The sequence below is a fragment of the Streptomyces mayteni genome, from assembly GCF_054783955.1.
Genome location: NZ_BAAGPR010000063.1, coordinates 1 through 13055 on the forward strand (window position 1 = coordinate 1; position 13055 = coordinate 13055).

16 protein-coding genes are annotated in these 13055 nt (G+C 72.0%); 5 read left to right on the forward strand and 11 right to left on the reverse strand.

All coding sequences use genetic code 11. The features are described 5' to 3' along the window. Window positions 1-209: 209 nt before the first annotated feature. Genes ACYVPE_RS24775 through ACYVPE_RS24785 form a run of 3 tightly spaced genes read right to left on the reverse strand, consistent with a single transcriptional unit; the run spans window position 210 to window position 2975 of the window. On the reverse strand, window positions 210-935 hold the full coding sequence (locus ACYVPE_RS24775; protein ID WP_461035908.1) for a TrmH family RNA methyltransferase: 726 nt from the start codon (window positions 933-935) through the stop codon (window positions 210-212). Further along, window positions 932-2248 (reverse strand): HTTM domain-containing protein, encoded by a 1317-nt coding sequence (locus ACYVPE_RS24780; protein ID WP_461035909.1) that lies wholly within the window; start codon window positions 2246-2248, stop codon window positions 932-934. The genes ACYVPE_RS24775 and ACYVPE_RS24780 overlap by 4 nt, the downstream gene beginning before the upstream one ends. Window positions 2249-2306: 58 nt before the next feature. Next, window positions 2307-2975, reverse strand: a complete 669-nt coding sequence (locus ACYVPE_RS24785) for a DUF5819 family protein (protein WP_461035910.1) — start codon at window positions 2973-2975, stop codon at window positions 2307-2309. A 139-nt stretch (window positions 2976-3114) separates the two neighbouring features. Here ACYVPE_RS24785 and ACYVPE_RS24790 point away from each other — a divergent pair, with 139 nt between their 5' ends. Then, window positions 3115-4287 (forward strand): pyridoxal phosphate-dependent aminotransferase, encoded by a 1173-nt coding sequence (locus ACYVPE_RS24790; RefSeq protein WP_461035911.1) that lies wholly within the window; start codon window positions 3115-3117, stop codon window positions 4285-4287. A gap of 24 nt (window positions 4288-4311) precedes the next feature. Here ACYVPE_RS24790 and ACYVPE_RS24795 read toward each other — a convergent pair whose 3' ends face one another. Continuing rightward, complete coding sequence (locus ACYVPE_RS24795; RefSeq protein WP_461035912.1) at window positions 4312-4605, reverse strand: ArsR/SmtB family transcription factor; 294 nt, start codon at window positions 4603-4605, stop codon at window positions 4312-4314. Window positions 4606-4684: 79 nt separating this feature from the next. Between ACYVPE_RS24795 and ACYVPE_RS24800 the strand changes: the two genes are divergently transcribed. After that, window positions 4685-5161, forward strand: coding sequence for an SRPBCC domain-containing protein (locus ACYVPE_RS24800; RefSeq protein WP_461035913.1), 477 nt, complete (start codon window positions 4685-4687; stop codon window positions 5159-5161). 40 nt (window positions 5162-5201) lie between these two features. On the opposite strand, the gene ACYVPE_RS24805 is transcribed toward ACYVPE_RS24800, so the two are convergent. From ACYVPE_RS24805 to ACYVPE_RS24820, 4 genes are read right to left on the reverse strand one after another with little or no spacing between them, the layout of a single operon-like run. Then, on the reverse strand, window positions 5202-5966 hold the full coding sequence (locus ACYVPE_RS24805; protein WP_461035914.1) for a hypothetical protein: 765 nt from the start codon (window positions 5964-5966) through the stop codon (window positions 5202-5204). Continuing rightward, window positions 5953-6474, reverse strand: a complete 522-nt coding sequence (locus ACYVPE_RS24810; RefSeq protein ID WP_461035915.1) for an RNA polymerase sigma factor — start codon at window positions 6472-6474, stop codon at window positions 5953-5955. The genes ACYVPE_RS24805 and ACYVPE_RS24810 overlap by 14 nt, the downstream gene beginning before the upstream one ends. A gap of 5 nt (window positions 6475-6479) precedes the next feature. Then, window positions 6480-7580 carry an acyltransferase family protein gene (locus ACYVPE_RS24815; RefSeq protein ID WP_461035916.1) on the reverse strand — a complete coding sequence of 367 codons (1101 nt, stop codon included), beginning with the start codon at window positions 7578-7580 and terminating at the stop codon, window positions 6480-6482. A gap of 30 nt (window positions 7581-7610) precedes the next feature. Continuing rightward, a complete protein-coding gene (locus ACYVPE_RS24820; protein ID WP_461035917.1) occupies window positions 7611-8060 on the reverse strand; it encodes a VOC family protein in 450 nt (149 codons plus the stop codon). 89 nt (window positions 8061-8149) lie between these two features. Between ACYVPE_RS24820 and ACYVPE_RS24825 the strand changes: the two genes are divergently transcribed. Continuing rightward, on the forward strand, window positions 8150-8740 hold the full coding sequence (locus ACYVPE_RS24825; RefSeq protein WP_461035965.1) for a TetR/AcrR family transcriptional regulator: 591 nt from the start codon (window positions 8150-8152) through the stop codon (window positions 8738-8740). A gap of 55 nt (window positions 8741-8795) precedes the next feature. Continuing rightward, window positions 8796-9137: a DUF5713 family protein gene (locus ACYVPE_RS24830; RefSeq protein WP_461035918.1), complete on the forward strand. Its 342-nt coding sequence runs from the start codon at window positions 8796-8798 to the stop codon at window positions 9135-9137. Window positions 9138-9151: 14 nt separating this feature from the next. Here the strand turns inward: ACYVPE_RS24830 and ACYVPE_RS24835 are convergent, their stop codons facing one another. Both ACYVPE_RS24835 and ACYVPE_RS24840 read right to left on the reverse strand, forming a co-directional pair. Further along, complete coding sequence (locus tag ACYVPE_RS24835) at window positions 9152-9442, reverse strand: hypothetical protein (protein WP_461035919.1); 291 nt, start codon at window positions 9440-9442, stop codon at window positions 9152-9154. Next, entirely contained in the window at window positions 9439-9816 is a 378-nt protein-coding gene (locus ACYVPE_RS24840) for a DUF6247 family protein (RefSeq protein WP_461035920.1), read from the reverse strand. Before ACYVPE_RS24840 ends, ACYVPE_RS24835 begins: the two co-directional genes overlap by 4 nt. Before the next feature lie 186 nt (window positions 9817-10002). On the opposite strand from ACYVPE_RS24840, the gene ACYVPE_RS24845 reads away from it, so the two are divergent. Next, window positions 10003-10536 carry a DinB family protein gene (locus ACYVPE_RS24845; protein ID WP_461035921.1) on the forward strand — a complete coding sequence of 178 codons (534 nt, stop codon included), beginning with the start codon at window positions 10003-10005 and terminating at the stop codon, window positions 10534-10536. 46 nt (window positions 10537-10582) lie between these two features. On the opposite strand, the gene ACYVPE_RS24850 is transcribed toward ACYVPE_RS24845, so the two are convergent. Next, the gene (locus ACYVPE_RS24850) at window positions 10583-12898 is read right to left on the reverse strand and encodes an AbfB domain-containing protein (protein ID WP_461035922.1); all 2316 of its coding nucleotides are present in this window, start codon (window positions 12896-12898) and stop codon (window positions 10583-10585) included. Between the last annotated feature and the right edge of the window lie 157 nt (window positions 12899-13055).

The following is a 13055-nucleotide window of genomic DNA, read 5'->3' on the forward strand; positions in this document are numbered from 1 at the left end:
AGGGGGGGGGGGGGGGGGGGGGAAAAACCAACCCCCCGCGGCGGACCAGCCGCCCAAGCCCCAGGGGACCCCGCGCGAAGCGCCGGAAAAGGGCGGGTGGGTGGGCAAAACCACCGCCCACGGCGGCGCCCGCGCGGGACGCGCCGGCCCGCAGGGCCGCACCGCGCGAAGCGCCGGAAAAGGGCGGGTGGGTGGGGGGAAAACCCCTGTCAAACCGCCGGAGGCAGCCCGTGGAAGAGCACCATCCCCACACTCGTCGCGAGGTTGTAGCTGGACACCCCAGCCCGCATCGGCAACGAGACCAGGACCTCGGCCCGCTCCCGAACCTCGGCCGACAGGCCGACCCGCTCCGAGCCGAAGGCGAGCATCGCGTCGTCGGGGATCCGCAGCCGGCGGATGTCCACGCCCGCCGGGTCGAGCCCGTACAGCGGCCGGTCGGCCGGCAGCGACGCGACCGCGTCGCGGCGGGCGACCGCCGTCGCGTAGTGCAGGCCGGCGGCCGCGCGCAGCACGTTCGGGTGCCAGGGGTCGACGGTGCCGACGGTGAGCACGCCGCCGGCGCCCATTCCGGCGGCCAGCCGGATGACGGCGCCGACGTTGCCGTGGTGCCGCGGCTGGTCGAGCACCACCACCGGCGCGCCCGGCACGGGCGCCCGTGGGGCTGGGGTGGCGAGCGCCGCGACGCCCGTGGGGTGCGGCCGCGGCACCAGCGCCGCGAGGCCCGCCGCGCCGACCTCGACCAGCAGGGCGTCGAGCGTCTCGACCAGGTCGGGCGCCAGTTCCTCGGCCAGCGCGAGCGCCGCGGCGCGGTCCGCGGCGGCCGCGGACCGCACGTCGGCCCCGAACCGCAGGGCGTGCTTCAGCGCGTGGAAGCCGTCGAGCAGCACCGTCTCGTCGGCGAGCCGGCGCCACCGCCCCGCGGTCTCGTCGCTCATGGTTTCCTGGCCCACTCCGGCTGCTGCCGCTGCTCCCGGTCCGCCGCCACGTCGGTCACGTCCGCCACCACCGCGTCGACCACGACAGGATCAGCCTCCCCGTCCGCGCCCCCGTCCCGTCGCCTGAAGAACCGTCGGGTCAGCCCCCTCGCCCGCCCCTCGGTCCACAGCAGGAAGGCCGTCGGCAGGAAGACGCTGTCCATGGCGATCATCGCCAGCGAGAAGAACGGCAGCCCCATCAGCACCGCGATGCCGGCGTGCTCGATCATCATGATCACCAGCAGCACGTTCTTGGCCCGCCGGTTCAGCAGCGCGAACACGAAGGCGACCTGCACGAACACCGTGCCGTAGGTCATCGCGAGGACCAGCATCCCGCTGCCGGAGAGCCGGTCGGTGATCTCGGGCCAGGGGCTGAAGTAGTCGAGGTGCATCGGGTAGTAGGCGGCCGTGCCGTCCTGCCAGCGCGAGCCCTGGATCTTGTACCAGCCGGCCGTGCCGTAGATGACGCAGACCTCGACCATGATCACCATCAGGGCCGCGTTGTGCACCAGGTTGCCGATGACGTCGGAGACGATCCGCGGCTCGCCTGGGGCGTGGCGCCGCACCAGCCACCAGAAGCCGTGCACCATCCACATGCCGGCGAAGAACATGGACCAGACCGGGCTCTCCAGCTGGCCGCCGAGCACCACGCCGACCAGCGTGAGGCCCAGCACCACCCACAGCACGATGCCCACCGGGTCCGCCGGGTGCTCGCGCCCGCTCGCGCGCCGGCGCGCGTCCAGCGACCACACCTGGCCGCACCGCACCAGCACCAGGTACATGGCCATCAGGTGGATGACGTTGTCGCCGCCGTCGCCCATGAAGATGCTGCGGTTCTGGATCGAGAGGACGCCGATCATGAACAGCAGCGACATCGTCCGGGTTCGCCAGCCGAGCAGCAGGCCGACGCAGGCCAGCAGCGCCAGGTGGTAGACGAACTCGAACCAGAGCGTCGAGTCGGACCACAGCAGCACGGTGAACGCGTTGTTGTCCGCGACGAAGCGGGTGGCCAGGTCGAAGCCCCAGGGGCTGTCGGGCCCGTAGAGCTCGTGCCGGTTCGGCCACTCGCGCAGCAGGAAGAGCAGCATCGTGGCGGCGAAGCCGATCCGCACGATCGCCGTCTGGTACGGGCCGAGGGCGCGGGTGGTGATGTTGCGGATGCCGCGGGCCAGCCAGGCGTCGAAGCGGTTGCCGAGGCTCTGCCGGGGCCGCTCCTTCGGCTCCCTCGGCCCGGACGCCGCCGCCCCCCGCTGCGCCGGAACCGCCGGAACCACCGGAACCGCCGCATCGGCCGGACCGGCCTGACCAGCCGGAGTCATCGGATCTGTCACGTCACTCGCCCCCGCCCGGCAGGTCGTCCCGCGTCACGTCCCACCACGCCAGCTCCTCGAAGGTGGTGGCGGTGTCGAATTCCTCGGGGCGCCAGCTCGGCGCCGGCACCCGGGTCAGCGACTCCCGCAGCTGGAGGCGGGAGACCTCCGCCACGTCCACGCCGCTCTCGTCCAGCCGGAGCAGCGCGATCCGCCGGATGTACGACTCGGAGAGCTCGCCGCGCAGGCCGATCGGCTCGCCGTCCTCGTTGTGCGCGCCGCCGTAGAAGTCCCAGGCGCGGCGCAGTAGGTTCTGGTCCGCGTGGCTGGGGGCGAGGTTGTGGTCGATGGCGTCGATGTCCATCCCGGTGAGATCGACCCAGTCGGTGACCTGGCCGTCTATCTCGACGCGCGCGTGCACGGCGACGTCGCGTTGCAGCGGGTTGGGCGCGAACAGCTTCCAGTTCTGCTCGAACTCCGGAAGCATGTAGTCGCGGAACCGCTCGCGGTTCTCCTCGCTCACCGTGTTCGACGGGGCGACGAAGAAGAAGACCATGGCCAGGTGCCAGGCGGCGAAGGTGGCGAGGCCCGCCAGCGAGAGGGCGATGATCCCCCGGGACCAGAGCGAAAGACCACTCAGCTCGATGGTCTCGGTGGGCGGGTCGCCCCTGGTGTCGTCCGTCGACCGCATGCTCGCCCCGTTCCCCCAGACTGCACTGCTTGACCGCAGCACCGTACCCGTCCCCCGGCGGCCTTGGCACACCCACCCGCGCCTCGGGGCAGGATGGTGACCAACCGCGTAGGGCCCCGAGCACGAACGGGTGGAGAGCATGAGTGGCAGGCCGCTGCTGAACCGCAGGCTGGACGGACTGGGGACGACGATCTTCGCCGAGATGTCGGCGCTCGCGACCGCCACCGGCGCGATCAACCTGGGCCAGGGTTTTCCGGACACCGACGGCCCCGAGTCCGTCCGGGAGGCCGCCGTGCGCGCGCTCCGGGACGGCCGCGGCAACCAGTACCCGCCGGGCCCCGGCGTCCCGGAGCTGCGCGCCGCCATCGCCGACCACCAGCGCCGCTTCTACGGCCCGGGCGCGGACCTCGACCCCGACACGGACGTCCTCGTCACCGCGGGCGCGACCGAGGCCATCGCCGCCAGCATGCTGGCGTTCCTCGAACCGGGCGACGAGGTGATCGCCTTCGAGCCGTTCTACGACTCCTACGCCGCCTGCGTCGCGATGGCCGGCGCCCGGCGGGTGCCGCTCACGCTCCGCGCCCCGTCGTTCCGGCCGGATCTCGACCGGCTCCGCGACCTGGTCACCCCCCGCACCCGCCTGCTGCTGCTCAACTCCCCGCACAACCCGACCGGCATGGTGCTCACCGCCGAGGAGCGGACCGCCATCGCCGCGCTCGCCGTCGAGCACGACCTGCTGGTGGTCACCGACGAGGTCTACGAGCACGTCGTCTTCGACGGCGACCACGTCCCGCTGGCGACGCTGCCCGGCATGCGGGAGCGCACGGTCGCGATCTCCTCCGCCGGCAAGACGTTCTCGTTCACCGGCTGGAAGGTCGGCTGGGCCATGGGCGAAGCCTCGCTGATCGCCGCCGTCCGCACGGCCAAGCAGTTCCTGACCTATGTGAGCTCCGGGCCCTTCCAGTACGCGGTCGCCGAGGCGCTGCGGCTGCCGGACGCGTACTTCGACACCCTCGCCGCCGATCTGCGACGCCGGCGCGACCTGTTGGCCGACGGCCTGGAGGCCGCCGGCTTCCAGGTCTACCGGCCGGCCGGCACCTACTTCGTCACCACCGACATCGCGCCCTTCGGCGAACGGGACGCCTACGCCTTCTGCCGCGCGCTCCCGGAGCGCTGCGGAGTCGTCGCCGTGCCGAACTCCGTGTTCTACGACGACCCGGAGGCCGGCCGCAGCCAGGTCCGCTTCGCCTTCTGCAAGCGGGACGACGTCCTCGCGGAGGCCGCCGACCGGCTGCGCACCCTCGGCGGCTGACGCCGCCTGCTCCTCCTGCTCCTCCTACTCCTCCTCTCGGTCGAGTTCGTCGAGCAGATCGACGGCGGCGGTCATGTAGCCGCTGATCCAGCGGTCGTGGATGCGCTTGATGGGCAGCGGCGCCAACGACAGGTGCCGCTCCCGTCCCAGGCGTCGGCCCGTGACCAGTTCCGCCTGCTCCAGCACGCGCAGGTGCTGGAGCACGGTGGTGCGGTCCAGCCCGGGGAAGAGCGCGCACAGTTCCCCGGTGGTGCGGGTGGCCATCTTGAGGGCGTCGAGCATGCGGCGCCGCACCGGCGAGGCGAGGGCCTTGAACACGCGATCACTGTCACCATCACCGTCAGCGTCACCGTCAGCGTGCTCGTCAGCGGAAGCAGTCATGTTGTAAAATTACAACATGACACCAAGCGCCGCACTCACCGAACTGTCCTTCACCGTCTCCGGCCGGATCGCGCGGCCCGCCGCGCAGGTCTACGAGGCCGTCGCCGACCCCGAGCAGCTGTCGCGCTACTTCACCACCGGCGGCGCCAAGGGCCGCCTGACCCCCGGCGCGGACGTGACGTGGGACTTCGCCGACTTCCCCGGCGCCTTTCCCGTCACCGTGACCGAGGCGGACCCTCCCCGGCGGCTGGTCATCGAGTGGGAGGGCCAGGCCACCACCGGCGAGAAGGGCACCACCCGCACCGTCTTCGAGTTCGAGTCGATCGACTCGGGGCAGCGCACCCTGGTGACGATCACCGAGACCTCGTGGCAGCCCACCGCCGAGGGGGCCAAGGCCGCCTTCGGGAACTGCGAGGGCTGGACGGGGATGCTCGCCGCGCTCAAGGCCTGGGTCGAGCACGGCATCAACCTCCGCGAGGGCTTCTACCGGTGACCCGAGACCCGACCGTGCGGGACGTCACCAGGGCCACGGGTCAGCCGTCCGCCGGCAGCTCCTGGAGCCACACCCGCCGGTCGACTTCCTCGAAGTAGTCGACCTCCAGGCACTCCTGACCTGGCGCGTCGGGGTCGGTGGGGTCAACCGTCCAGCCGTCGAGGTGGTTACGGGCCAGCAGGTCGACGACCAGGGACTCCGCCTCGGCACGTGGCAGGCACTCGCCCACCGGCAGCTCGCGCTCCAGGTCCAGCCGGAACCGCCCGAAGTCCAGCTGTTCCGGGGTGGGCCCACGCCACGGGTCGGACTGCCGTTCGGCACAGACGTCCGGGCCACCACCCGGAAACACGTAGATCATTCCGCCTTCCCCTCGCCAGCCCACGCAGGCGGTGAGTTCGGCCGGGAGCGGTTCGTCCAGCTGCCCCTCTTCCCACGCCTCGGCACAGTTCTCGATCGGGTCGTCCGTCACCGGGTTGTAGCCGGTGATGAAGTCGCCCATGCCGTGGGCGGCCATGCAGTCGATGGCGGTCGTGATGAGGGCGTGCCCCTCGCCGTCACCGACGCGCCAGGGCGTCCCGGTGGCCGTCGCCCCGTCGGTGGCCGGCGGGGCCGCCACGGGGGCGACGAGCCAGATCGTCCCGGAGGCCGTCACCCCGACGGTGGCCAGCGCGGCCACCACGGGAACCAGGAGGCCGCGCCGCGACCGGGTCGGCCGGCGGAAGGGCGGGGCGTCAGGGAGTTCCCGACCGGCGACCGGATCCGCGTCGCGCACCATGGATTCGAACTCCTCGTCAGACATCGACATGTGATCCCGCCTCGTTTCGCTGAGTGTTCAGGGCGACCCGCAACCGCTGCCGGGCGCGCGACAGTCGGGTGGCGACAGCCGCGGGCGAGATGCCGAGGACCACGGCGATGTCGCGGTGGGGTAGGTCGTCCCAGTACGCCAGCCGCAGCACCTCCTGGTCGGCGGCCGACAGGGTGGTCAGCGCCCGCCCGATGCCGTGCCGGTCCTCGACGACCGGGGGCGGGGGCTGCTCGGCGACGCGGAGCAGCAGCCGTATCCAGCGCCGTTGGCCGCGGGCCTGGTTGGCGAGCACCCTGCGGGCCACGCCAAGCAGCCACAGCGCCGCCTCGTGCTCGTCGTCGGGCAGGTGCCGGCGTTTCCGCCACGCCACCGCGTACACCTCGGACACCACGTCCTGCGCGGTCGCGTCACCGGCCTGGCGCAGCACATAGGCCAACACCCGGCGGTAGGTCGCCCGGTAGAGCTGGTCGAACCTGTCGGCCTCATCGGCCCGCTCTTCCGATCCCATGCTCACTAATGTCCGGCAGGGCGTGAAACCTGACCAGGGCCGCCGTTCTTGTCGAGTTTGTCGAGGGGACGTGGGCCGAACAGCCAGTCGAGTCGCGGTTGTACGACGGGCCTGGCCAGCCGCCGCACGGGCGGCGAGCCAAGCACGGCGGAGAGCGCCACGGCGACGACCAGGATGACGGCCTGCTCCGCCCAGCTGTCGGCCCAGTCCACGCCGATCCAGCGCAGCGGTGGGCGGAGCACCAGCGGGTGCAGCAGGTAGATGTACATGCCTCCCGCCCCCAGGTAGGTGACCAGCGGAAGTCGGCGGCGCGGTATGAGCCGGACGAAGCTGAGCGCGATCACCGTCCCGAACAGCAGCACGCCGCCGCGTATCGTCCAGTCCAGCGAGGCGGCCAGCGGATACGTCTCGTCGTAGCCGGACCTCATCCGCAGCCAGCGGAAGTGCACCTCGCCGCGCAGCCACCAGGCCGCGGTGAACGTGACGGTCAGCACGGCGAGCGCCGCGTCGCGGCTCCACCTGGCCCGGAGCGCGTCGGCGAACAGTCCCTGCCGCAGCTTCCAGCCGAGCAGGAAGAACGGCAGGAAGCAGACCGTGCGCGAGAGGGAGAGGTACTCGCCGAACTCCGGGAGGTAGCCGACCACCAGTGCCGCGACGACGGAGACGGTGAGCGGGTGCCGCAGCTGCGCGAGGTACGGCAGGGCGGCCCGCCAGAAAAGCAACGACAGCAGGAACCACATGCCCCAGGCCGGCTGGGTGGTGAACAGCCGCCGGTCGCCGTACATCAGCCACAGCTCGGCCGAGTGCAGCAGCCCGACGGCCAGGTACGGCACGAGCACCGCCTCGGCCAACCGCCGTGCCTCGCGGGCGTTCAGCGCGTCGGCGGTGCTGAAGTACCCGGCGACGATGACGAACACCGGGACCCGCAGTGCCCAGGTCGCCAGGAAGAACCAGTGCACCCCGGCCCGTTCCCCGATGGTGTCGGTGAGGTGGCCGAACAGGACGAGGGTTCCGGAGACGTACCGGATGTTGTCCCAGTACGGATCGCGGACCCGCCGGCGTCGGCCGGTCGGGGTGGGTGCGCTGCGGTCCTTCGGTGTCGTCACCCACCAAGATGTCCGGCAGACGCGGAAAACTTACCGCCGCTCGTCACGCGGCGCGTGGCCCGGGGTGTACTGCTCGGCGTACTCGCCGGTCGGCGCCACGGTGGTGATGACGTCGATCAGCACGCCGTCCGGCGCCGCGACGATGAAGTGGCGCTGGCCGAACGCCTCGGTGCGGAGCGGCAGCAGCTCGGTCAGGCCGGCCTCGCCGACGAGCCTGCGGTGTTCGGCGTCGACGTCGTCGACCTCGAAGTTCAGCAGCAGGCCGCCGCGGAGCGCGGCGCGGTGCCCCTCGGGGATCGTCGGGTGGGCGTGGTCGAGCAGCGCCAGCTCGTACCGGGGCGCGTCCGGGCGGTGGAGGCTCACGTACCAGTCGGCCTCGAAGGTCGCCACGAACCCGAAGTGGTCGGCGTAGAAGCGGTGCGCGGCCGCCACGTCGCGAGTGGCGATCACCGGATAGAAGCCGTGCAGCGTCGTCGGCATACCTCAGTCTCCTTTCACATACCTTTGGTATGTGAAACGGGACGCTAACATACCTTCGGTATGTGAACGAGCGAGAGGACGGACCGCGGATGACGGTGACCCGCGCCGAACAACGGGCCGCGACCCGGCGCGCGCTGTTGGCCGAGGGCCGGCGGCGGTTCGCCGAGGACGGCTACCACGGCGTCGTCTTCGCCGAGGTGGCCCACGCGGTCGGCGTCACCAAGGGCGCCGCCTACCACCACTTCGACAGCAAGGCGGGGCTCTTCCGGGCCGTCGTCGCCGAGGTGCAGCAGGAGTTGGGCGAGCGCGTCGCGGCCACGGCCGACCGCCTCGACGACCCCTGGGAGCGGCTGCGCGCCGGCTGCCGCGCCTTCCTCGCGGCCGCCGCCGACCCGGCGGTGCGGAGGATCCTCCTGGTGGACGCCCCGACCGTGCTCGGCTGGCAGGAGTGGCGGGCGATGGACGACGCGTCCTCCGCCCGGCACCTGGTCGACGCGCTCGACGACCTGGTGGACGCCGGGATCATCGCGGAACAGCCCGTGGAACCGCTGGCCAGGCTGCTGTCCGGGGCGCTCAACGAGGCCGCCCTCTGGCTGGCCGAGACCCAGGACCGGCACGCCCTGGCCCACACAGAACAGGCCCTCGACCGGCTGCTCGCCGGCCTGCCGGGCCGCCGTTAGGCGCAGTGGTCCTGACGTCCAGGTGACTGTCAGTGGCAGGCGTCACCATGAACTCATGGCTCTCACCAACGAGCGGGCCGCCGCCCGCTCCTTCCTCGAAGTCCTCTACGCGGACGACTACTTCCCCGACCACCTGCTCGACAAGGGCCGGGCGATCCTGCTCCGCCTCTGCGAGCGCGTCGAGTCCGAGCGGCCGGCCGGCCTCCCCGCGCTCTACGCGCTGACCCACGCCGCCACCGAGGAGTTCAACGCGCTAAGCGCCGAGTTGGAGGCGGCGGGCAGCGAGATCGAGACGGTGGCGCGCGAGGAGATAGGCGGCGACATCTGGTTCGTCGCCACGGCGTACGGCTTCGCCGACGCGGACGCCGAGGAGCTGATCGCCCCGCGCGACTGGTGAGCCGGATCCCGGTGTCAGATGTCCGCGAAGGGCGGGATGACCCGAACGACGGCGATCAACTTCATCCGGGGCACCGGTAGCGCGTAGAACCAGCCGTCGGCGAGAAGAGGAATACGGCGAAGCCCACCGGGGCCGCCATGAGAAGGACCGGCTCCGATATCGGTGACATCGACACCCACCTCGGCCAGGGCCACCAACTCGTCCGCGAGGCGTTCGACTTCCGTGATCACGTGGTGGGGAAGACCGGAGAGGACGTGCTCCGCGTCGGGGTCGTACTCCCATCGCCACCGAGCCTTGTCACTCACCGAGGGCCCCGCTCGTGTTCGATGCCCGCCTCGATTCTGGCGATATCGATGATGGCGCCGATCTCAGCCGCCACGGCGCGGGCCTCGTCGAGGTCGTCGAGCTGCGCGGCGCGGGCCTCCAGGGACCGCAGCCGGGCCGCGCGCTCGGGGTGGCGCTCGATCGCGACATGGACGGCCCACTGCCCGACGAAACGCCGCATGGGAGCGGCGCTGACCTGCTCCCGTGCCTGCCGCAGCGCGACGGCCCGCTCGGCGTCGAACGTGCCGAGGGCCTCGGGTGCGAGCACAGCAAGGGCCGCCCTCAGGTCCTCGGGGGTGCTGGCCGGCTGCGGGATCGGGGGCACATCAGCTGAAAATCCCGATGCGGTCGTCATGCGAGCTTCCCTTCCCTGCGCCCTGATCAGCACGGCACGAGAGCGGCCTCGCCCCGGCCCGGGCGCTTCGCCCGTGCCAAGCAGCCTAACGCGGACCACCCTGGGTGCACCGCCCGTCCGGCCGTCCAGGGTGATGGGCCGAATTCGTTTGCGGGGCGCCGGGGCACGCTGCCAGGCTCGCGGCTCGTGACGACACCCCGCGTGGCCCTGCTGACCAGCCAACTCGACATGGTCTGGGCCCTCCTCGACTACCACCTGCCACAGCTCGACGACGCGGCCTGCCGCTTCGAGCCCGCTCCCGGCTCCTGGACCGTCCGCCAGGACGACGCCGGGCACTGGGTCGCCGACTGGCAGGTGCCCGAGCCCGAGCCGGCGCCCGCCACCTCGATCGGGTGGCTGACCTGGCACATCGGCTACTGGTGGACCACCACCCTCGGCCACTGTTTCGGCGACGGCGCCCCCGAGCGCGAGGACATCCGCTGGCCAGGCGACGCCGCCTCCGCCGCCGCGTGGCTGCGCGACCTCAAGGACGACTGGCGCGCGAGGCTCGAGACCCTCACCGACGCCGACCTCGACTCCACCGAGCGCACCGGCACCCTGCCGTGGGGCGAGGGCATGCGCCTGGTCGACATCGCGGCCTGGGTGAACTTCGAACTCGCCAAGAACGTCAGCGAGATCGGCTACGTGCTCCGGCTGCACGCCGCGGCCACGACTCCCTAGTGCGCGACGGCCGGCGGGAGGCCGGCCGTCGCGGCGAGTTGGTCGGTCAGCCGGCCCAGGGCGGTGCGATGGTCCAGCTCGCGTCCTCGCGGAAGAGCTGCCGGTCGTCGAACGGCTGCGGCCCGCCGTTGGCGGCGAGCCAGAGCTCCGAGTCGTAGTGCCGCAGGTACCGGTGCGGGTAGTTGTACGAGCGGAACGACACGCCGGTGCCGCTCAGTCCCGGCACGGCGCACCAGGTGGCGTCCTCGCGGAACAGCAGGGACCCGTCACCGCCGCCGCGTTCCACGCGCGACGCGCGGTGCCGCAGGTACTCGCCCGGGTAGTTGCGGGACTCGATCGAGTAGCAGCTCGGGTCCGCGAGGCCCGGCACGAGGCGCCAGGTGGCGTCCTGCCTGAGCGGTTCGGGGCTGTCGGCGTCGACCTGGGCGGTGAACGCCAGGCCGTCCTGGTGCCGCAGGTAGCGGTCGGTGTATCCGGGCGTGGTGACGCGCAGCGACTGCCAGGTCCCGGCGGGCGGCTCGGCCCGGCCGCCGATCGGCCGGCCGGCGAGCAGGTCGGCGTGGGCGGCGGCGACCCGCGTGCCGTCGACCTTCCGCACCCGGCGGTCGTACGTCCACAGCCCGTTGACCTCGTTCTCCACATCGGTGATCTCGGTGTAGATGGCGCGGGACAGGCCGTTGTTGCGCTGGAGTTGCTGCACGCCCGCCAGCAGGCCGAGGTAGCGGTCGGTCAACTCCTGCGCGTCGGCGACCATCTCGTAGCCGAAGCCGTCGCCCGGGCTCCACTCGTGCTCGGCCACCCGCAGGCCGAGCCCGCCGTACTCGCCGAGCGCGGAGATGCGGGTGTCGCTCGGCCCGGTGGGATGGCCGGGGCCGACGTAGATATGCGAGTCGACCACGTCGCCGTTGCCCGGGTCGTGCCAGCCGGAGGCGGCGGTCACCAGGCGGGACGGGTCCCAGCTCTTCACCTCGTCGGCGATGCGCCCCGCGTCGTACTGGCCCCAGCCCTCGTTGAACGGGATCCACTCCACCACCGAGGGGAAACCGCGGTGTTGGTCGACCATCTCGCGCAGTTCGTGCTCGTACTGGACGCGGTCGGCGGCCGAGGGATCCCGGGACATGGCAGGCATGTCCTGGAGCACCATCAGGCCGAGCCGGTCAGCCCAGTAGTACCAGCGGTCGGGCTCGACCTTGACGTGCTTGCGGACGGTGTTGAAGCCGAGGTCGACGTGCGCCTGGAGGTCGAACCGCAGCGCCTCGTCCGTCGGCGCGGTGTAGATGCCGTCGGGCCAGTAGCCCTGGTCGAGGGTGCCCATCTGGAAGACCGGCTCGCCGTTGAGCACCGGTCGCAGCACCCCGTCGACCATGGCCTTGCCGATCGAGCGCATCCCGAAGTAGCCGCGCACGGCGTCCCTTGCCCCGTTCGGCGCGGTGAGCCGCACGTCGAGGTCGTAGAGGAACGGGTCGTCAGGCGACCAGAGCCGCGCGTCGGGCACCGGTACGGCGATCTCGGCGCCCGGCGCGCCCGTCGCGGTGCCCACCACCCGGTTCCCGTCCCTGGCGGTGACCCGGACGGTGGCGCCGGCCGCGCCCGCCGCGTTCACCCGCACCAGGGCGCGCTCACCGGGGAGGTCGGGGGTGATGTCCAGGCGGGTGACGTGCGCCCTGGCCACGGGTTCGAGCCAGACCGTCTGCCAGATGCCGGAGGCGGAGGTGTAGAAGATCCCCGAGGGGTCGTCGCGCTGCTTGCCGAGGGCCTGGCCACCGGTGTCGGTCGGGTCGTACACGCCGACGACGAGTTCGTTCCGGCCGCCGCGCAGGGCGTCGGTGATGTCGAGGGAGAACCGGTCGTAGCCGCCCTCGTGGACGCCGATCTCGCGGCCGTTGACCCATACTTCGGCGCGCCAGTCGACGGCGTCGAAGTTGAGCAGGACGCGACGGTTCGACCAGTCCCGGGGAACGGTGAAGTCCCGCCGGTACCACATGCGGTCGTGCGCCTCCTGGACGCCGGAGAGCGCCGACTCCACGGGGTAGGGCACGAGGATCTCGCGCTCCAACGTGCGGCCGGTGGGCGGGGCTTCGCCGGCGGCCGCCGGTTCCCACTCCCAGAGGCCGTTGAGGTTGCGCCAGTCGGGCCTGGTCAGCTGCGGCCTCGGGTACTCGGGCAGGGCGTTGTCGGGGGAGACCTGGTCGGTCCAGGGGGTGGTGAGCGGGGGCGTGCCTGGCTCCCACTGCGCCGCGCCCGCCGCGCCCGCCGCGCCCGCCGCCGGGACGGCGGCGAAGAGCGGCAGCAGGCTGGCGAGCAGCGCGGCCAGGACGAGACCCGCGGTGCCGGGCCGTAAGGGGATCGGTTTCGTGCGCACGTTGGCCTTTCGGATCGGGGGGAAACGAGGTGCCGGTGACGTGAGCTGGTCCGGTTCCGTTACATCGATGTAGACGTGCGCATGACAGCACCGGTCGTGACGCCTGTCCATACCCGCCGCACGAACCTCCGGGCGCCAGGCAGCCGGCTACCGCTCG